Consider the following 19,123-nt stretch of genomic DNA (forward strand, 5'->3'; position numbering starts at 1 on the left):
GTTTGATAACGTCATGCGCTGAAATCCTTAGTCGGTACAGCCTGGATAGATGGCGCACTGCCTTCCGTCCGGCATTTGAAAGCCACTGAAATCCTTGTAGTTGCCATAACAAAAGGCGTAGTGGTCTTCGAAGTTATCGCCCATGCAGCGTTTCCAACCGTTTGGCACTTTTACCCACGTATCGCCGATGGCGGGTCTTTCCTCGTCTGCCAACTTGATCTTCATCCTCACCGTTTTCCCCGGCAGTTGATCAAGCGTGAACGCCGAGAAAGGCCGACCGATTCCAACGTCGCCCTTTAGGTTGGTTTTTTTGCAGTCGAGGATTTTTACGATGCGTCGTTTGGCCCCCGAGGTGCGGAACAGCCACTGGCATTGGCCGTGGAGGGTGCTCTCACCCGCCTTGCTGAAGGTGCCCTTGTATTGCTCCTCCAGCTCATCACGTATAACCACGTTGGCAGTATCTCGACTGGAATCGAGCCAATGCGGGCCGTAGACAGAGCTGATTTCAAGCTCGATGCGACTGACCACCAGCGGACAGCCGCTGCGAGTCCTACGGATAAGAATTTCGGCAACGGGCTTGTCCTTGCTCTTGAATACTGGTGCCTTGTTGTCTTTTTTCTCGACGATGCAGGTTTCCCCCGGAGCGGGGACGTAATACACCGCCGCTTCATAGGCAAAGCCAGGCGGCAAATCACCCGTCAAAGTAAATGTGTCTGGTTGTTTGGCACATCCCGCAGCGATCGCTATGCAGCAGCCCAGGCATGTGCCCCGTAAGACCTGTGTCATAGCGATGCTTCTCCTTGCCAGAAGTCCACCATCAACCGCACACGTTCGAAATGCTCCTCAGGGCTTTCGCCTTCGCGTGCTTGCCACTGCGTCGGCGTCCGTGTTGGCGTTTGCAGGCGTTGTGTCAGGAAAAAAGCCAGTTGTTCAGGCGCCAACCAGCTCCATGCTTCGGCCTGGTCGAGGGTGGCACGCAACCAGGCGGCCGGGTCCTCGTGTTCGGCGAGCTTCGCGTAGGCGTCCAGGTGCTCGGCCAATAAAAAGCGTCGGGCATTGATCCGGCGCGTTGCTCGTGCTTGCTGTTCGGGTAAGGGGACTTGCAACCAAAGCAGCACCTCTGGCACCGGATGTGTCCCGGGGGAGGGATTGTCGATGTGTTCCCAGCGGTCACCTTGCCAATAGCACACGCTATTGGCCGGACCGAGATAGGCGGCATGCGCTTCGACTGGCAGATACGCAAGCGCCCGGGCCAATACCCGGTTGTCGTGGAAGCGATACACCGCTTGATGAGGACGCTCCCCGACAATCAATCGTTCGCGCCAGTGCCCGACCAACTGGGGGAGGTGGCCCTTGGGGAGGCTGGCGAGCCAACCCCAATGACTGTCCGGTCGATTGAGCAACTCCTGGAGATTTTTATCGTTGGGGTTATCGAAGGTGAAGACAAACGGCCCGACCTCGCTGAGATCGGCAATCAGGGTTTTGCTGTAGACGCTCAGGTATTGATCGGGTCGACTGTTCTTCATCAGGGCCTGGAGCATCGGTTGTTCGCCGTCCGCATCCAGGATCACACACAGGGCATGGCCGAGGCGGAGGTGTTCAAGCAGCCACTGCCGAGGTTGGGTATCGTTCATGCGGCTATGGGCTCCATCGGGCATGCGCCCTCGCGGCAGGCTTCGCAAAGGGGGCAGAAATCCGCTCCGGCGACCTTGCTGGTTGTCATGAGGGCGCGTTGGGTGGGCGCAAGCGTGGGCGGCAGGTTGAGCAGCGTAGCCAACGGGGCGATCGACCCTGGATCGAATGCTGCGGCACGTGCACCGGGAAGCGGGGCGCCACCCAATTGGATCGCGCTACTGCTGAAAATGCCGCCATGGCCGATCACGATATGCTCGCCTCCGGCACTCAGGCTGAGCGTCGCTCCCGCTTCCAGGACCAGATGAGCACCGGCTTTTATATGCACCTGCTGGCCGGCCTCGACGATCAGCGCCTGGTCCGCGTGGGTATGGCGATTGGCAACGTGCAGGTAGTCGTTGGCTTTTACCTGGACCGTGCGATCGGCGGCGATGGTCCGGTGTTCACCGGCGTGCAGCACCGTGGTGCTGTTGCCCTTGATGTTTTCTCGACGTTCATTGCCGATCTCCAGTCGGCTGTCATGCTCGATCTTCTGCTCCATGTCGCGCTGGGCTCGGAGGTAAATCAGCTCCTGCCCCGCGCGGTCTTCCAGCTGTAGCTCATTAAAACCTTGGCCACCCGGTGAGCTGCGGGAACGAAACACCGTTCGGGTCTTATGTGCGGGCAACTGATAGGGCGCGGCGTTGCTGCTGTTGACCAGGCAACCGCTGATCAGAGGTTTGTCTGGATCGCCTTCCAGGAAGGTCACCAGCACTTCCATGCCTACCCTGGGGATAGTGACGGCGCCGAAGCCGTTCCCGGCCCAATTGGACGCCACCCGCAGCCAGCAGCTGCTGTTTTCACTGGTATCGCCGGCGCGATCCCAGAAGAACCTGACCTTGACCCGGCCGTACGCGTCGCAATGGATTTCTTCACCTTGCGGACCGGTAACGATAGCCGTCTGGCTTCCGGACATTCGAGGTTTTTCATGAGCTCGTGGTGAGCGAAAAATCGAATCCCACGGCGTGGCGACAAAGCTGTTCCGGTAGCCTTCGTTCTCAGGGCGTCCGACGTCGTCGTCCAGGCCTTCCTCCAGCACTTGCGACTGGATGCCTTGATGATGCAACTCGGTCAACAGCCACAAGTCGTTCAATTCCGGACGCGGGTGCTCACTTAACATCAGGAAATGGCCGGACACCAATTCTGGCTGATCACTTGTACCCTCGGCCCTGCGATAGTCGGCGCGATGGCTTTCAAAGGCCCGCCGGGTCAATCGCTTCCCATGCTCCTGTTGGATGAACCCCCCAGGATAATCATAAGCCTCCAGGTCCGGTCGGATTTTGTTGATGGCTGGCTGGTAGTCCTGTTCGAGGATGAACGTTGATTTCTCAAAATCATAATCACGACGAGTAACCCTGCTGGTCCGGGTTTCCAGCTGCACATCGAAACGTTGTACAACCGGCTCCTCGCCCAGCAGGCCGTTGCCTTGTTTATAAGCCGTGGGACGATCAAGCCTCTGGAATACGGTCTGGTCATCGCCAAACACCAGGTGATGCCCCGACTTACTATGCTGGAAATGGTAGTGCAGGCCTTCTTCCTGACACAGGCGAGCGATGAAAGCCAAGTCCGATTCGTGGTACTGGACACAGTAGTCACGCGGTGAGTAGCTCGTACCCAGTCGGAAGCTATAGGCGTCAGCCAGTATTCCATATTCCTTGAGAATGGAAGAAATGATCTCGGGAACAGTGATTTGCTGAAAGATGCGTTGATTGGTGCGGTACTGCAAATAAGCCAGCCTGGGAGTCAGTTGCACGTGGTAATGAGCCAGGCGTTTTGCGGAGTCGCGTTGAGTTACACGGTGGATCTGTCCATGGACGCCACAGTCCTTTGCGTTAAACCCAAGAAACGCCTGCTTGTGCAAGAGTTTCTCGAGGTCCAGATTCTTTCGTTCGCTGACCAGTTCTATATCGAACAGATAAGGGGTACTGATTGCTTCGCGGCCTTCGAATTTCAGTACCTGAAGATCACGCCCGAAATCCTCGATATCAAGATGAAACATAGGAAACGCGTAACGAGTGGGCATGTTCCGTTCCTTCGCAGTGGGCTGGCTTCCCTTCATTGAAGCAAGTCAGAGGACCGCCGCACTCCATCACGATGAAAAAAAGACAGGTATGTAAGAATTTTCTAAATTAAGCGTAGGTAGAAATCATTCGTCTCAATTCTGCTTCGAATGGGTATGTTAAAAATTGGAAAAAAGTAGTAGGGCTCTCGGGGTTATAGTTTGAGTGCTAAAGATTTTTTGATTGATACCGTATTTAGAGAAGTTTCCTACATTTTTATTTTTAAAACCTTGGCATGCTTCGCGTCGATCGGTAGCGGTGCATGAGCCAAGTCCGCTTGCGTAAGTTATCGCTGATGAAAAAATTTCTGACGGTTATGTCGAAATTGGTGTTGATGGCTTGCCGCTGATTAATAAAGCTGAGCAAATTTTGAAGGCATACATGTCTTACTCTGAAAAACTTTCTGCCCATTATCTGGTCCTTGCCAGTTCTCCCGTTTCCAGCGAAAACTTCGCGGGGGTAGATGTGCGTTTTTCAGATGAATATGAAGTTTTGGAACGCGAGCTCGGCAAAGCCCAGTCGATGCATGAGAACGGCCAGATCGACTGGCTGAAGATCCTTGAAAAAAGTGAAGCCCTGCTGCATACCCAGTCAAAAGATTTGCGAGTGGCCGCCTGGCTGACCTGGGCGTTGTACCAGCGTGAGTCCTTCCAAGGGTTGCTAGCCGGCCTCGGGCTTTTGCGACACCTGTGCAAGAACCATTGGCTTGAGCTCCACCCGGTCAAGACCCGAACCCGTGCCGCCAGTTTTCATTGGTTGGTGCCTCGCCTGGAGCAGGCGTTAAGTGAAGATGTCGCGATAGGCAAACAACTGCCGTTGTTCCGTCATCTGGCAGAACAACTTGAAGACCTTGATGCCGTCTTCACCACTCATCTCGGCAATGACGCGCCTTTGGTATTGCCGCTGTGCCGACGTCTCAAGGGCATGATCCAGCGTGTGACCAGTGGCCAGCCGCAGCCTGGATCTGTCGGGACGATGGTGGCTCAAGTAAAACAAGCCGCTACCCAACTGCTCGCTTCCGGTGCTCCGATCGAGAACGAAAGGGATGCCCACAAGGTGTTGCGGGCTCAGCAGGAAAGCGCTCGTACGTTATGCGCCTGGTGGCTCAAGCAAAAAGTGACGGATGCGCGCGCGCTGCGCCTCAACCGCACCTTGCTCTGGTTGGGCATTGACGCGGTGCCGGAGCGCAATGCCGAACAGGTCACCCAGCTACGCAGGCTTCCGGTGGATAAGCTCAAGGCTTATCAGGACAGACGCGAGCGGGGCGAGTACGCGGACCTGCTGGTAGAGATCGAGACCAGCCTGACAAAGGCGCCGTTCTGGTTCGACGGTCAGCGGCTCGCATGGGAGTGTCTTCAAGGGTTGAATGCCGAATCGGCCATGCGCGAGGTAGAGGTCCATTTCGCACTATTCATCCATCGCCTTCCGGGCGTCGTCGAGCTGCGCTGGCACGACGGCGAGCCGTTCGCCGACCCGGCCACCCGGGCCTGGATCGCTGCGCAGGTCATGCCTCGGCTGGAACGCCCCAACACTGCGCCACGAGTCGAGACCATCGATAACCAGGCGCCTTGGGAGCTGGCCCTGGAAGAAGCTGGATCAATACTGACCGTGGACGGCCTCAAGCCTGCCGTTCAGTTTCTCAGGCAAGGGATGCAAACCGCTGAGGGTGCGCGGGTGCTTTTCCTTTGGCGGTTCTCATTGGCTCGCTTGTGCTTCTCGGCCAAGAAATACGAGCTTGCCAAGGTCCAGCTCGAAGCGCTGAACCAGGCGTTGCAAGACGCGGGCTTGAATGCCTGGGAGCCCGATCTCGAGCTACAGGTCCTGCATCTACTGCATCACTGCTGTGAGTTATTGCCCCAGAACCACCTCGTTCGCGAGCGCAAGGATGAAACCTACCGCAGGTTGTGTCATCTCGACCTGGAACGGGTCATCGAATAGGCCTGCAGGCCTCTAATCGCAAGGAGAAAAGTCATGGCCAAAGAAGGCTCTGTCGCCCCCAAGGAACGCATCAATGTCACCTTCAAGCCTGCTATCGGAGGGGGCCAGGAAGAGATCGAACTGCCCCTCAAACTGTTGGCAATCGGTGACTACATCCATCGCAAGGACGAACGCAAGATCGAGAACCGCAAACCGATCGGCATCGACAGGATGACCTTCGACGAAGTATTGGCCAAGCAAGAGCTGAGCCTGCTCCTGAGCGTACCGAACCGCCTCCAGCAAGAGAGCGATACCGACGAGCTCGCCGTACAACTGCGCTTGCGTTCAATGAAGGATTTCAACCCGGCGAACCTGGTCGACCAAGTGCCTGAACTCAAGAAGTTGATGGAGCTGCGAGATGCGCTGGTGGCACTCAAAGGGCCGTTGGGCAACGCACCGGCGTTTCGCAAGGCCATCGAAGGCGTGCTTGCCGACGATACATCCCGCAGTCGCGTGCTGGATGAACTGGGCCTGGCTGCCTCAGCCCCGGACGTTTGATTCTCTCTCAGCCAAGGAAGTCGCCATATGAATAATCACGCAGCGCAGCACCGAGATAGCGGCGAGTACAGCATTCTCGAAAGCATCATCGCTCAAACGCGCCTGACGCCTGAAGACGACGCCTATGACATTGCCAAGCGAGGCGTGTCGGCATTCATCGAAGAGCTTCTCAAGCCGCAGAACAGCGGCGAGCCAGTCAAGAAGGCCATGGTTGACCGCATGATCGCCGAGATCGACTCCAAGCTCAGCCGCCAGGTGGACGAGATCCTCCATCACGCCGACTTCCAGGCATTGGAGTCGGCGTGGCGTGGCCTGCAGCTATTGGTTGATCGCACGGATTTTCGCGAGAACATCAAGATTGAGATGCTCAATGTTTCCAAAGACGATTTGCTGGATGATTTCGAAGACTCGCCGGAAGTCATGCAGTCGGGTTTGTACAAACACATCTACACCGCCGAATACGGTCAGTTCGGCGGCCAGCCGGTCGGGGCGATTATCGCGAACTATTTCCTGTCTCCCGGATCCCCCGATGTGAAGCTGATGCAGTACGTAGCCAGCGTGGCGTGCATGTCCCATGCGCCCTTCATCGCTGCGGCCGGTCCAGGATTTTTTGGTCTGGAAAGCTTCACTGGCCTGCCAGACCTCAAGGATCTCAAAGGGCATTTTGAAGGTCCGCAATTCGCCAAATGGCAAAGTCTTCGTCAATCGGAAGACGCACGTTATATAGGCCTTACCGTGCCGCGGTTCCTTTTGCGTACACCCTATGATCCGCAGGAAAACCCGGTCAAATCGTTCGTCTACAAGGAAACCGTTGCCAATGACCATGAGCATTATTTGTGGGGCAACACGGCGTACGCATTCGGCACTCGGCTCACCGACAGCTTTGCCAGGTTTCGCTGGTGCCCGAACATCGTCGGCCCCCAGAGCGGCGGCGCGGTTGAAGATCTGCCATTGCACCATTTTGAAAGCATGGGCGAGATCGAAACCAAGATCCCGACCGAAGTGCTGGTCTCCGACCGTCGCGAATACGAGCTGGCCGAAGAAGGCTTCATCTCACTGACCATGCGTAAAGGTAGTGATAACGCTGCGTTCTTCTCCGCCAGTTCCGTGCAGAAACCGAAATTCTTTGGCATCAGTGCCGAAGGCAAGGCGAGCGAGTTGAACTACAAGCTCGGTACGCAACTGCCTTACATGATGATCGTCAACCGCCTGGCTCATTACTTGAAGGTGCTGCAGCGTGAGCAGCTCGGCTCGTGGAAAGAACGCACCGACCTTGAGCTGGAGCTGAACAAGTGGATCCGCCAATACGTCGCCGACCAGGAGAACCCGAGCCCCGAAGTCCGTGGCCGGCGGCCGCTGCGTGCGGCCCAGGTCATTGTTACAGACGTGGAGGGTGAGCCGGGCTGGTATCGCGTCAGCCTGAATGTCCGCCCACACTTCAAGTACATGGGCGCCGATTTCACCCTGTCGCTGGTCGGCAAGCTGGACAAAGAGTAAACGGAGCCCGCGCCATGACTGGATACGGCAGCCTTTTCGAACGCTTGAATGGCGATACCGAAGCGCGCTCGGGATTGAGTCGCGATGCCTGCGCCGTAGCGTCCGTGGCTGCCCATCTGGCAAAAATGCTTTGCACCCGAGCGGGCAGCGCACAAATCGCAGCCGATTACGGATTGCCCGACCTCAACGATATGCGGCTGAGTTTGCACGACGCCCGTGGTCAGGCCTGTCGTGCGATCCAGGCCTCTATCGAGGCCTACGAGCCGCGTTTGAGGAATGTCTGTGTCGTTTCAGCGCCCAATGACGCCGACCAGCTCCGCCTGTCTTTTCACATTGACGCCTTTCTGGAAGTGGAAGGCTTCAGGGGAGCGGTGAATTTCTCCGCATGCCTGGACGGCAATGGCCAGATCAAGGTCATTCAGGGATAGATATGTCATTCAATCAGTACTACCAGAGCGAGTTGAGCGCGCTTCGCCAGTTGGGCCAGCGTTTTGCCGAGCGAAATCCTGCGCTGGCACCGTTCCTCGGCCAGGCTGGCCGCGACCCTGATGTTGAACGGTTGCTGGAGGGCGTCGCGTTCCTGACAGGGCGTTTGCGCCAGAAGCTCGATGACGAATTGCCGGAGTTGAGCCATTCGTTGATGCAACTGCTTTGGCCCAACTACATGAGGCCGCTACCGTCCTTCGGTATCTTGCAGTTTGATCCGCTACAGCGGGCTGGCCCCGCATTGCAGGTCGAGCGCGATACGCCGGTGGAGAGCAAGCCGATCAAAGAGGTGATCTGTCGTTTTCGAACCTGTTACCCGACCGAGGTATTGTCGCTGGATCTGACTGGGCTCGGTTACTCGGTAAAGGGAAACGGCTCGTTATTGAGCCTGCGTCTGCAGATGACTTGCGATGGCCACCTGGGAGAGTTGCAGCTAAACCGTCTGCGCCTGCATCTGACCGGCGAGCGTTACATCAGCCAGATGCTCTACCTCAATCTGATGCGCAACCTGGAACATGTCCAGCTGATCCCGTTGGGCGGTGATGGCGGTCCCGTAACCGCTGCGAATGGTGATCCCCTGACGTTCAGGATCGCCGCCAGCCAAGTCCGGCCGGTGGGGTTCGCCGACGAGCACGCGCTGGTCCCTTATCCGTTGAACACCTTTCGCGGCTATCGCTACCTGCAAGAATATTTCGCGTTCCAGGAAAAATTCCTGTTCATCGATGTCAATGGCCTCGACGTACTCAACACGTTGCCGCAAGACATCCTGAAACAAATGCGAGGGCTGGACCTGCGTTTCGACATCGGCAAGAGCGGTAATCAGCAGTTACGTCCGACGCTGGACAACGTGAAGCTTTATTGCACGCCTATCGTCAATCTGTTCAAACATGACGCGCAGCCGATTCGCCTGGATGGGAAGCAGGATGAATACCTGCTCTTGCCGGCCCGATACGACCCTGAACACTGCGGCGTGTTTTCCGTCGAGAGCGTTACTGGCTGGAACCCCGGTGGGCTGGGTTACCAGGCCTACGTGCCTTTCGAATCCTTCGAACACGATTCCAGTTTCGACGTACCTGGCAATCGCGGTTATTACAGCGTTCGCCAACGGCCTTCGTTGCTACACGGTGGCTTTGACACTTGCCTGGGATTCGGCATCCGGCCCAACCCGACCCAGGAGACGCTGTCGATCGAGTTGATGTGCACCAATCGGAACCTGCCGCGCCAGCTCAATCCGGGTGATATCAATCAACCGGGCGACAAGAGCCCGGCGTCGCTTGGCTTCCGCAACATCGGTCCGGTTACGCCGAGTTACGCGCCTCCGTTGGATCGTGACTTCCTCTGGAAGCTCATCAGCAACATGTCGCTCAACTACCTGTCGCTGGTGGACGTGAATGCGCTGAAGGTAATACTCGAAACCTACGACTTTCCGCGTTACCACGACGAACAGACCGAAAAGGTCAGCAAGCTTCTGCTGAGCGGCCTGAAGGCGATTGAACACCACCATGTTGATCGACTGCATCACGGCTTGCCCGTTCGCGGCATATGTACAGAACTGACGATCGATCCTCAGGGCTATATCGGCGAAGGCGATTTGTACGTCTTCGCTTCCGTCCTCAACGAGTTTTTCGCGCTCTACGCCAGCCTCAACTCGTATCACCAGTTGCGGGTAAACAGTACGCAGGGAGAGGTGTACCAATGGACACCCCGTATGGGCCAGCAGCCGCTTCTATGAGCGCGCTGACGAGAGGTATACGCGAGTATTCGTTGTTCCAGGCGATCTTACTCGTGGTCGAGCGGCTGCGCGGCGCCCATCCCGGGCTGGATGACGAAGCACTGTATGACCAGTTGGAGTTCCAGGCCAATCCGAGCCTGGGGTTTCCGGCCAGTGATATCGAGCGCGTGGAATTTTTCCATGAGCATGGGCAGGTGCGGGCTCGCCTGAGTATCAACCTGATCGGCCTGGTGGGAACAGGATCACCGGTACCGGCGTTTTATGGCGAGCAGGCGTTGGGAGACGGCGATGGCAATCCGACTCGCCAGTTCCTCGACGTGTTCCACCATCGCCTCCAGCGGCTGATGCTGCCGATATGGCGAAAATATCGTTACTACCAGAGTTTCCAGAGTGGCGCTCGGGACCCGTTTTCGGAGCAACTGTTCGCGCTGATCGGTCTGGGAGGCGAAGAAATTCGCAAGGCTACTCAACTGAACTGGAAACGCCTGTTGCCGTACCTGGGCCTGTTGAGTCTCCGAGCCCATTCGGCAGCCTTGATCGAAGCGGTGCTGCGTTATTACTTCAAGCACGCCGAGCTAAGCCTGGAACAGTGCGTAGAGCGCCGGGTCGAGATTCTCGCCGAGCAGCGCAATCGACTTGGAGGCGCCAATAGCCTGTTGAGCGAAGACCTCGTGCTGGGCGAACGGGTTCGTGATCGCAGCGGCAAGTTCCGGATCCATATTCGCGAACTGGACTGGCAACGTCTGCACGAATTTCTGCCAATCGGTGTTGGCTACCAACCTCTTTGCACACTGGTGCGCTTCACCCTGCGTGATCCCCTCGAATATGACATTCGCCTGGTCTTGCGCCAGCAGGAAATACATGAGCTGCGTATCGGAGAGCAGAACACTTGCCGCCTGGGATGGACCAGTTGGCTGGGGCTTGAACACGCCGACGGCGTGGTGTCCCTCGGCAGCAGTATTCATCAGGAACGAGCGAAATGATCAATGTGGATCTTCAGCAACTTATCCAAGCGTTGGACGCAGATACCCGGGGCGATCTGGAGCGCTCGGCGCAGCGATGTGCGGATCGTGGCGCAGACAAGATCCTGGTGGATGATCTGTTGCTGAGCCTGTTGGAACGTAGCCAGAGCTTGCTTGTGCGTGCCTTGCTGGATGCCGGGATAAGTCCAGGGCAGTTGAGCGCGGTTCTTCAACCCCGGGCTGAACACGGCGCTTCACGTAATCCGGTATTTGCCCTTGAGCTGGTGCAATGGCTGCAGGATGCGTTATTGGTGGCGAATCTCGAGCTAGGTCAAGGCAGTGTCACGGAGGCCGCGTTGATCCTGGCGTTGTTACGCAACCCCATTCGTCATGCCGGCACTCGGTACCAGCCGTTGCTCGCCCGGTTGAGCATCGAGCGGCTGATGGATTTCACCCGGTCCCGACAGTCACAGACGAACGACAGTCAACCCGCCATGCCGGGCGATTCGTTACTGGAGCGCTTCACTCATAACCTGACCCGGCAGGCTCGTGACGGCAAGCTTGATCCGGTGCTATGCCGGGACGGCGAAATCCGGCAGATGATCGATATCCTTTCGCGTCGCCGCAAGAACAATCCGATCGTTATCGGTGAAGCCGGGGTCGGCAAGACTGCCATCGTCGAGGGGCTGGCGTTGCGCATCGTCGCAGGGGAAGTGCCGTCAGGGCTTGAAGGGGTGCAAATCCTTTCGCTGGACATGGGGCTGCTGCAGGCCGGAGCCAGCATCAAAGGGGAATTCGAACGTCGCCTCAAAGGGGTGATCGACGGCGTAAAGTCTTCATCCACTCCCATTATTCTGTTCATTGACGAGGCCCATGCATTGGTCGGCGCAGGTGGGAGCGCCGGCGGTTCAGACGCGGCCAACCTGCTCAAGCCGGCGCTGGCCCGAGGCGAATTGCGCACAATTGCGGCCACGACATGGGCCGAGTACAAGAAATACTTCGAAAACGACACGGCCCTCGCACGTCGTTTCCAGCCGGTGCAACTACACGAGCCGACCGTCAGTGATGCGGTGACAATCCTGCGTGGGTTGGCCCGGGTTTATGAGCAGAGTCATGGCATCTATCTGCGTGATGATGCGGTGGTCGCCGCGGCGCGGTTGTCAGCTCGCTATCTGGCCGGTCGTCAATTGCCGGACAAGGCCGTCGATGTGCTGGATACCGCCTGTGCTCGGGTGCGTATCAGCCTGGCTGCAGCGCCGCGAAGCCTTGAGCGCCTGCGTGGAGAACTGGCCGAAGGCGAGCGACAACGTCAGGCCTTGTGTCGTGATGCACAGGCCGGGTTGCCGATCGATCACCAGGCATTGGCGACGCTTGAGGTGAACCTGGAAGCTATTGAAGAAAAGCGCCAGGTTCTGGAGTCTCGTTGGGTCGAGCAACGAGTGCTTGCCGAACGCCTGTTAACACTACGCCAGCAATTGGTCGGGGCGCGGGAGGATGGGTCGCAGGTCATGGAGGTCGAGACGCTGGAAGCGGCGTTGGACGAAACCCACCATGCGCTGCTAATTGCCCAGGCCGATGAGCGCCTGGTCAGCTTTGAAGTGTGTCCACGCCTGGTAGCTGAAGTAATCAACGCATGGACTGGCGTGCCGTTGTCGCAGCTCGCATGCGAGCACAACAGCAGGATCACCCGTTTCGCGGATGACTTGCGCGCGCGCATCAAGGGGCAGGAACCAGCCGTGCAGGCCCTTGATCGCGCGATGCGGGCGGCCGCTGCTGGCTTGAACAAGATCGATGCTCCTGCGGGTGTGTTTTTGCTGGTGGGCCCGAGCGGTGTCGGCAAAACCGAAACGGCGTTGGCCCTGGCGGATTTGCTATACGGCGGAGACCGTTTTATCACGACGCTCAACATGGGCGAGTTTCAGGAGAAACATACCGTTTCCCGACTGATCGGCGCGCCACCGGGTTATGTCGGGTTCGGCGAGGGCGGCATGCTCACCGAAGCCGTCAGGCATAAGCCCTATTCTGTTGTGTTGCTCGACGAAGTTGAGAAAGCTGATCCGGATGTGCTGAATCTGTTCTATCAGATTTTCGACAAGGGCCTGGCCAATGACGGCGAAGGACGGGAGATCGATTTTCGCAACACGCTGATTCTGATGACGTCGAACCTGGGCAGTGAACGCATCAGTCAATTGTGCCAAAACAACGCGCGACCAAGCGCCGAACACCTCGAAGAAGCTATCCGTCCATTGCTCAGTCAGCATTTCAAACCTGCATTGCTGGCGCGGATGTGTGTGGTGCCGTACTTCCCGGTAAGTGGTGCGGTGTTGCGTGAGCTCGTGGAGATAAAAATGGCTCGCTTGGGCGAGCGGCTGAAACGTCGTCAGTTGGGATTCACTTATTGCGCGCAGCTTGTCGACCAGTTGGTCGAGCGTTGTGACCGCAGCGACAGCGGCGCGCGGCTTATCGATCACTTGCTCGATCTTCATCTGATGCCGCGATTGGCCGACCGCTTGCTCACGGCGATGGCGAACAATGAACAGCTGCGGCATGTCCACGCCACGCTTGATGATCAAGCCAGCGTAGTGTGCGAGTTCACTTGATGAGCGCAATGTTCATGCAGGTACCGCAGCCGCTGGCTTATGCAGAAGCCCTTTTGGCCGAGTTTTCAACCCTGTCGCGATCTGGCGACGACGTGTCACTGCTTGGGGATTTCATCAAAGGCATCGCACGGCTCAGTACGTGTGAGGTGGCGCAACTATACCTTCTGGATACCACGCACGCGCGGTTGGAAATGTACGCCGAATGTCTCGAAGAGCAGCTGCAATTTCCTGATCGGGCAAGCGTGTCCTGCGACTATAACGATGAACAACTGTTGCAGTACGTCCTGCGCCAGAATCGTGTGGTATGCCTGGGCGCGTTGAGTGACAGCTTGCACGATACGGCGTTCCTGCCGGTTCGTGCCGCGCCTTGGCAATCACTGCTCTGCGTGCCGCTTGTCGACATGCGAGGCGCCACCGCCGGACTGTTGCTCTGCGCCAGCGTCAAGCATCTCGACTTGAAGGGGTTCGCTGAGTCCTTCGGGCATCTGGGGATGTTTGCGCTCAGGCAGATGCACCTGCTGCAGTGCAGGCAACTTCCTGCCGACGGCCTCCGGCAAGTTGCCATTACCCTGCCAAGTGCCAACCGCTATGGTTTGATCGGCAAGAGCGACGCGATGCGTCAGACCTGCCTGTTGGTCAGCAAGGTGATCAACAGCCCATACACCGTGCTGTTGTGTGGCGAGACCGGGACTGGCAAGGAAGTGGTTGCCCAGGCCCTACATGATCATGGTCCGCGCCGCACGGAGGCATTCATTGTTCAGAACTGTGCCGCGGTTCCCGAGCATTTGCTGGAAAGTGAGTTGTTCGGTTATCGCAAGGGGGCTTTCACGGGTGCCGATCGGGATCGCCCCGGGCTGTTCGATGCGGCTGACAGAGGCACGTTATTGCTCGATGAAATCGGTGACATGCCATTGTCTCTCCAGTCCAAGCTGCTACGGGTATTGCAGGAAGGCGAGATTCGTCCGCTGGGGTCCAACCATACCCACAAGATCGATGTGCGCATTATTGCCGCTACCCATCGGGACCTGAAGCAATTGATGAACGAGGGCAAGTTTCGCGAAGACTTGTATTACCGCCTCGCACAGTTTCCGATCCAGTTGCCCGCGCTACGTCAGCGCGGCCCCGACATCATTGAACTGGCGCGACACTTCACTGACAAGGCCTGCGCACTTCTGCAACGAGACGTTCCGCGCTGGTCCGACGCAGCGCTGGTCCACCTGGCGGCCTATGATTTTCCAGGCAACGTACGCGAGCTCAAAGGCATCGTGGAAAGAGCCGTGCTGCTGTGCGATGGCGCCGAACTGCTGGAAGAGCATTTTTCCCTGCACATCAAGGATCTGTCCGAAGAGGGCCGCGTTAGCCTGCGTGAACGGATGGAGCAAATCGAGCGCAGTCTGGTAATTGATTGCCTGCGCAAGAACCTCGGTAACCAGACGCTCACTGCCTGTGAGCTCGGCTTGCCCCGTCGGACACTGATCTATCGGATGCACCGGCTGAAAATCAGCCGTCGGGATGTTGAAGTATGAATCCCACTCCCTCATTGGCTCCCATCTATTCAAGTCTCCGGAGGCTCTGGATGCCTGTTCGTGCCTGTCAGACCGTTCTGTTTGTTTTCATCGTGTTGTTCGGCCTTGGCGCCTGCAGTGGCAATTATAAATTCGACGATAAAGATTATCGCCCATTAGGTGATCCGCAAGCGGTCAGTCGTGGCCAGTGAACCAAGGAGCGTTGTCGATGGAACTCGTTTTAGAAATGCTCACTGCCAGGCAGTTCATCACCCCGGAACTCTGCCGGAAGATTTTCGGGCCGGCCGGCGGTGTGATTGGGCGGGGGGATGATTGCGACTGGATCATTCCGGACTGCGAGCGCCTCCTGTCCAAGCGTCACGCACGAGTGAGTTTCGAGGAGGGCAGGTTTTTTCTGACCGATACCAGCGGCAACGGCATATCCCATCGTAAAAGCGGCATGCGATTACCCAAGGGGCAGCCAGTGCACATCGAGGATGGGGATGTGTATGTGATGGGCGACTGCACTGTCCAGGCGCGGCTGGTAGAGGGGGCGGCGAGCCGCGTTGCAGACCGCTGCCGTTCAGTACCGGTCGATGGCTTCATACCGGAGGACGCGCTATTTAATCTTGATCCGCTGAAAACCCTGGATCAACAGGAACGGGCGTATTGTGGGATTGATGAGCTGATCAACCCCGGTGCGGCGGCCACGTTCGGGTCCTGTTGCCCGGACCATGGGCGTGTGGATACGGAGAGCCTTCTGCTTCCTGAACTGGTCGAAGCATCGCGCGAACCCGAGCTACACCTGTCGCCAGAACCGGCTGCGCTGGTAAGCCAGGATTTCTGGAGACGCTTCGGCGTTGCGCTGGACATGGAACTCGACAATTTGGACAACGAAGGCCGGGAGGCCCTGGCGATTGATGTTGCTCGGTTGTTCCAGCAAAGCATTCGAGGGCTGCAACAGAGCGTGCGAACCCGTAGGGAGCTGAAAAGCGAATTGCGCCTGGCGCCGACGCAGATTCAACGCGACCAGAAAAATCCATTGAAGTACGCCGATGACGCCCTGCAGATGTTGTTGCAACCGAGATCGCCAGGGATGTTGTCGGCGACCGATGCCATCGCTAGCGCATTCAGCGATCTTCAGGCTCATCAAGTGGCGTTGCTCGCCGCCAGTCGCGCCACCTTGCGCGCAACGCTGGAGCATTTTTCACCTCGGCAATTGATCCTTCGACTGGAACGAGAGCAACGACTGCTGATCAGCACACCAGGTCGCTACTGGCGAGCATATGGTCGTTATCACCAGGCGCTTTGCCTGGACGACGACTGGACCGAGCGACTGCTGGCCCGGGATTTCGCCAAGGCTTATGAGGAGCAGGTTCGCCTGATCTCCACCCTGCAAAACGACTCTCATGGATGACGTACATGTCTCGCAGCACCGTGCCTTTATTCAAGCCTTTGATGTTGGCGTTCGTAACCTCGACGCTCATGACCGGCTGCGCCTCGCTGTCACCGTTTTCGACGATGACCAAGCTCAACCTCACCCTGATCGCCGGCAATCAGCTCAACCCGGATCTCAACGGACGGCCATCTCCCGTGGTGGTGCGCTTGCTTGAGCTCAAGCATCCAGTGGCTTTTGAGAACGCGGACTTCTTCACCCTCTACGAGCGTGCCAGGGAAACTCTTTCACCTGACCTGATCGCCAGCGAAGAGCTGGAGTTGCGTCCCGGCGAAACCGTCAGGCTCCGGCTCGACATTGCAGGGGGCGGTCGTTATGTCGGGATACTCGCGGCATACCGTGATCTGCCGCAAGCAAAGTGGCGCTACACGCTGCCGATCATTGCGGGGCGAGTGACTGAAGCGAGCCTGACGCTTGATCAGGATGGGATCGCCACTCGTCTTGGAAAGCCGGCAGGGTGGGTGATCGATGAATCACGATAAAGTCATCTGGCAGGAAGGCATGCTGCTGCGGCCGCAACATCTGCAGCACAACGACCGCTATTTCGATCACCAGTTGAAGGTCCGCACGCGGCTATTGAGCGGCTACACCTGGGGCTTCCTGGCGCTGGAAATCGATGCGCAGTTCCTCAACATGGGACGACTGGTCGTCAACAGAGCCTCCGGTGTCCTGCCGGACGGTAGCTTGTTCGAGTTGGACGGCAGCGCTGAACCGCTTGTCCTGGAAGTCCCGTCCAATATCTGCAATACGCCGATCTACCTCGCGCTGCCACTAGTAACGGGCAATCACATCGAGTCTCGTCGTCCAGAGCAGTCGGACGTGCTGGCGCGCTACATCACCTATGACGCACAAGTGTCTGATTCAAACGCTGCGGATTCCTCCAGCAGCCAGATCAGCTGTGGCCGCCTGGATTTTCGTCTTCTGCTGGGTGAGCAGCAGGGTGATCAGGTTTTTGTGAAACTGAAACTCTGTGAAGTGCTTGATACCACGCCCGACGGTGCGATCACGCTCGATTCGGATTTCGTGCCTACGTTTATCCAGGTCAAGTCCTCCGCTTACCTGTTGTCGTGTCTCAAGGAAGTGATTGGCATGCTGGGCCACCGGGGCGAAAGCCTCGCCGAGCGAATTCGTTCCTACGGAAAGTCGGGTGGGGCACAAGTCGGCGATTTCATGATGTTGCAATTGATCAACCGCACCGAGTTGTTGCTGCGGCATCAACTGGAACTGGAGCTGGCTCAACCCGAAACGCTATACCGGATGCTGTTGGCCCTGCTGGGAGAGTTGGCGACATTTTCCACTGACAGCAAGCGACCGCCCCTCGACAATCGGTATCAGCACAGCAACCAGGGCGAGTGCTTCCGAAGCCTGATGCAGTCAATTCGCCAGGTACTGTCGATGGTACTTGAGCAGCACGCCATCGAACTGCAATTGCAGGCTCGCCAGTACGGCATCCTTGTTTCTCAAGTGAACGATCTTTCGCTGTTGGACTCGGCTTCATTCGTATTGGCCGCGAGCGCCGACTGTGACGGTGAAGAGCTGCGTCGTCGCTTGCCGTCGCATCTGAAGATCGGTTCGGTCGAGCAGATTCGCCAGTTGGTCAATCTGCATCTGCCGGGCATCAGGATCAGGCCGCTACCCGTGGTGCCGCGGCAGATTGCGTTCCATGCCAACAAAGCCTATTTCATCCTCGAACCCAGTGCTGAAGATTTAGCTCAAGTGAAGCACTCAGCTGGCTTTGCCTTCCATGTCTCTGGAGAGTTTTCCGAGCTTGAACTGAATTTTTGGGCGATCAGGAACTGACCGAAATGGATATGGAAAGTCCTCAGGACGAAACAACCGTTCTGCTCGATGCTGAGGGAAAGCGTCCGGCCTCGGGTCCTTTGACCGATGCCGTGACGCCGCCGCGTGTAGAACATCTGCACGAGCGGATGATCTATGCCGCTCGTCAACCGCATTCGCAAATGTTCGTTGCCAGCCTCAATCCGTTGGTGACGGCAGCGTCCGGGCTGTTATCCCGGGTGGTGCTGCTCAGGCAGGGCCGCGATCGCGGAGATCTGAACATGCTCAAACAGGAGCTGGCCCTCGACTTGAAAGACTTCGAAGCCCATGCATTGAGGTTGAACGTGGTGGAAAGCCAGCTGATCGCCGCCCGGTATGTGTTATGCACGGTGCTCGATGAGGCGGTGGTGGCTGCGCCTGGAGGGCAGGCAAGCAACTGGTCACAAATCAGCCTGCTGAGCAGTTTTCACAACGAGACTTTCGGCGGCGAAAAAGTTTTCCAGTTGCTTGATCGCTTATCGAAAGACCCCGTCAAGCATTTGCATATGCTTGAGCTCTCATACCTGTGCCTGTCCCTGGGCTTTGAAGGCAAATATGGAATGCATGCCCGTGGCGGATTTGAGCTCGAAGGCGTGCGCGATGCTCTCTACCGGTCGATCCGGCACGTTCGCGGCGACCCCCCTCGGCAGTTTCCCCATGTTGGGAACGGTTTTGTTGCTCCTCGCCGCGCCCCGATGCGCATTGTCCCCGCCTGGATGGTGATGGTCTTCGCCCTGGTCAGTCTGGGAGCGATGTATTCGGGCTTCGCCTGGGTCCTGCAGGAGCAACGCCAAAGCGCATTGCAACCCTATCAATTGCCAGAGCCGGTTATCGCTCAGCCGCTGCCGTAGAACAGGGACG

The 19,123-nt window shown here is 57.5% G+C and carries 16 protein-coding genes; 13 read left to right on the forward strand and 3 right to left on the reverse strand.

What is annotated here, in order from left to right; translation table 11 throughout:
• Positions 1 to 27: 27 nt before the first annotated feature.
• The 3 genes from J3P91_RS00460 to J3P91_RS00470 are packed head-to-tail and all read right to left on the reverse strand — an operon-like array spanning position 28 to position 3,694.
• Positions 28 to 786 (reverse strand): hypothetical protein, encoded by a 759-nt coding sequence (locus tag J3P91_RS00460; RefSeq protein WP_434602413.1) that lies wholly within the window; start codon positions 784 to 786, stop codon positions 28 to 30.
• A complete protein-coding gene (locus J3P91_RS00465) occupies positions 783 to 1,634 on the reverse strand; it encodes a DUF4123 domain-containing protein (RefSeq protein ID WP_434602414.1) in 852 nt (283 codons plus the stop codon). Before J3P91_RS00465 ends, J3P91_RS00460 begins: the two co-directional genes overlap by 4 nt.
• Positions 1,631 to 3,694 (reverse strand): type VI secretion system tip protein VgrG, encoded by a 2,064-nt coding sequence (locus J3P91_RS00470; RefSeq protein ID WP_434602415.1) that lies wholly within the window; start codon positions 3,692 to 3,694, stop codon positions 1,631 to 1,633. The genes J3P91_RS00465 and J3P91_RS00470 overlap by 4 nt, the downstream gene beginning before the upstream one ends.
• 418 nt (positions 3,695 to 4,112) lie before the next feature.
• Here J3P91_RS00470 and tssA point away from each other — a divergent pair, with 418 nt between their 5' ends.
• Genes tssA through icmH form a run of 13 tightly spaced genes read left to right on the forward strand, consistent with a single transcriptional unit; the run spans position 4,113 to position 19,113 of the window.
• Entirely contained in the window at positions 4,113 to 5,669 is a 1,557-nt protein-coding gene (gene tssA / locus J3P91_RS00475; protein ID WP_434605239.1) for a type VI secretion system protein TssA, read from the forward strand.
• Positions 5,670 to 5,702: 33 nt separating this feature from the next.
• Positions 5,703 to 6,206, forward strand: coding sequence for a type VI secretion system contractile sheath small subunit (gene tssB / locus J3P91_RS00480; protein WP_434602416.1), 504 nt, complete (start codon positions 5,703 to 5,705; stop codon positions 6,204 to 6,206).
• 27 nt (positions 6,207 to 6,233) lie between these two features.
• A complete protein-coding gene (gene tssC / locus J3P91_RS00485) occupies positions 6,234 to 7,703 on the forward strand; it encodes a type VI secretion system contractile sheath large subunit (RefSeq protein WP_434602417.1) in 1,470 nt (489 codons plus the stop codon).
• A 14-nt stretch (positions 7,704 to 7,717) separates the two neighbouring features.
• A complete protein-coding gene (gene tssE, locus J3P91_RS00490) occupies positions 7,718 to 8,131 on the forward strand; it encodes a type VI secretion system baseplate subunit TssE (RefSeq protein ID WP_434602418.1) in 414 nt (137 codons plus the stop codon).
• Positions 8,132 to 8,133: 2 nt separating this feature from the next.
• Entirely contained in the window at positions 8,134 to 9,921 is a 1,788-nt protein-coding gene (gene tssF / locus J3P91_RS00495; RefSeq protein ID WP_434602419.1) for a type VI secretion system baseplate subunit TssF, read from the forward strand.
• Positions 9,885 to 10,904 (forward strand): type VI secretion system baseplate subunit TssG, encoded by a 1,020-nt coding sequence (gene tssG, locus J3P91_RS00500; RefSeq protein WP_434602420.1) that lies wholly within the window; start codon positions 9,885 to 9,887, stop codon positions 10,902 to 10,904. The genes tssF and tssG overlap by 37 nt, the downstream gene beginning before the upstream one ends.
• Positions 10,901 to 13,483 carry a type VI secretion system ATPase TssH gene (gene tssH / locus J3P91_RS00505; RefSeq protein WP_434602421.1) on the forward strand — a complete coding sequence of 861 codons (2,583 nt, stop codon included), beginning with the start codon at positions 10,901 to 10,903 and terminating at the stop codon, positions 13,481 to 13,483. Before tssG ends, tssH begins: the two co-directional genes overlap by 4 nt.
• A gap of 8 nt (positions 13,484 to 13,491) precedes the next feature.
• A complete protein-coding gene (locus J3P91_RS00510) occupies positions 13,492 to 15,009 on the forward strand; it encodes a sigma-54 interaction domain-containing protein (RefSeq protein ID WP_434605241.1) in 1,518 nt (505 codons plus the stop codon).
• A 50-nt stretch (positions 15,010 to 15,059) separates the two neighbouring features.
• Complete coding sequence (locus J3P91_RS00515) at positions 15,060 to 15,200, forward strand: type VI secretion protein (RefSeq protein WP_434602422.1); 141 nt, start codon at positions 15,060 to 15,062, stop codon at positions 15,198 to 15,200.
• 17 nt (positions 15,201 to 15,217) lie between these two features.
• Positions 15,218 to 16,405, forward strand: coding sequence for a type VI secretion system-associated FHA domain protein TagH (gene tagH, locus J3P91_RS00520; RefSeq protein WP_434602423.1), 1,188 nt, complete (start codon positions 15,218 to 15,220; stop codon positions 16,403 to 16,405).
• A gap of 5 nt (positions 16,406 to 16,410) precedes the next feature.
• The gene (tssJ, locus tag J3P91_RS00525) at positions 16,411 to 16,926 is read left to right on the forward strand and encodes a type VI secretion system lipoprotein TssJ (RefSeq protein ID WP_434602424.1); all 516 of its coding nucleotides are present in this window, start codon (positions 16,411 to 16,413) and stop codon (positions 16,924 to 16,926) included.
• On the forward strand, positions 16,913 to 18,244 hold the full coding sequence (tssK, locus tag J3P91_RS00530) for a type VI secretion system baseplate subunit TssK (protein ID WP_434602425.1): 1,332 nt from the start codon (positions 16,913 to 16,915) through the stop codon (positions 18,242 to 18,244). The genes tssJ and tssK overlap by 14 nt, the downstream gene beginning before the upstream one ends.
• A gap of 5 nt (positions 18,245 to 18,249) precedes the next feature.
• The gene (gene icmH / locus J3P91_RS00535; protein ID WP_434602426.1) at positions 18,250 to 19,113 is read left to right on the forward strand and encodes a type IVB secretion system protein IcmH/DotU; all 864 of its coding nucleotides are present in this window, start codon (positions 18,250 to 18,252) and stop codon (positions 19,111 to 19,113) included.
• The last annotated feature ends 10 nt before the right edge of the window (positions 19,114 to 19,123 follow it).

Origin of the sequence: Pseudomonas sp. Z4-7 (assembly GCF_051131965.1) — a bacterium.
Lineage (GTDB): Bacteria > Pseudomonadota > Gammaproteobacteria > Pseudomonadales > Pseudomonadaceae > Aquipseudomonas.

Excerpts from the sequence above, each read along its gene's own strand:
- J3P91_RS00460 (WP_434602413.1), bottom strand. The coding sequence starts at position 786 with ATGACACAGGTCTTACGGGGCACATGCCTGGGCTGCTGCATAGCGATC.
- J3P91_RS00465 (WP_434602414.1), bottom strand. The coding sequence starts at position 1,634 with ATGAACGATACCCAACCTCGGCAGTGGCTGCTTGAACACCTCCGCCTC.
- J3P91_RS00470 (WP_434602415.1), bottom strand. The coding sequence starts at position 3,694 with ATGCCCACTCGTTACGCGTTTCCTATGTTTCATCTTGATATCGAGGAT.
- tssA (WP_434605239.1), top strand. The coding sequence starts at position 4,113 with ATGTCTTACTCTGAAAAACTTTCTGCCCATTATCTGGTCCTTGCCAGT.
- tssB (WP_434602416.1), top strand. The coding sequence starts at position 5,703 with ATGGCCAAAGAAGGCTCTGTCGCCCCCAAGGAACGCATCAATGTCACC.
- tssC (WP_434602417.1), top strand. The coding sequence starts at position 6,234 with ATGAATAATCACGCAGCGCAGCACCGAGATAGCGGCGAGTACAGCATT.
- tssE (WP_434602418.1), top strand. The coding sequence starts at position 7,718 with ATGACTGGATACGGCAGCCTTTTCGAACGCTTGAATGGCGATACCGAA.
- tssF (WP_434602419.1), top strand. The coding sequence starts at position 8,134 with ATGTCATTCAATCAGTACTACCAGAGCGAGTTGAGCGCGCTTCGCCAG.
- tssG (WP_434602420.1), top strand. The coding sequence starts at position 9,885 with ATGGACACCCCGTATGGGCCAGCAGCCGCTTCTATGAGCGCGCTGACG.
- tssH (WP_434602421.1), top strand. The coding sequence starts at position 10,901 with ATGATCAATGTGGATCTTCAGCAACTTATCCAAGCGTTGGACGCAGAT.
- J3P91_RS00510 (WP_434605241.1), top strand. The coding sequence starts at position 13,492 with ATGTTCATGCAGGTACCGCAGCCGCTGGCTTATGCAGAAGCCCTTTTG.
- J3P91_RS00515 (WP_434602422.1), top strand. The coding sequence starts at position 15,060 with ATGCCTGTTCGTGCCTGTCAGACCGTTCTGTTTGTTTTCATCGTGTTG.
- tagH (WP_434602423.1), top strand. The coding sequence starts at position 15,218 with ATGGAACTCGTTTTAGAAATGCTCACTGCCAGGCAGTTCATCACCCCG.
- tssJ (WP_434602424.1), top strand. The coding sequence starts at position 16,411 with ATGTCTCGCAGCACCGTGCCTTTATTCAAGCCTTTGATGTTGGCGTTC.
- tssK (WP_434602425.1), top strand. The coding sequence starts at position 16,913 with ATGAATCACGATAAAGTCATCTGGCAGGAAGGCATGCTGCTGCGGCCG.
- icmH (WP_434602426.1), top strand. The coding sequence starts at position 18,250 with ATGGATATGGAAAGTCCTCAGGACGAAACAACCGTTCTGCTCGATGCT.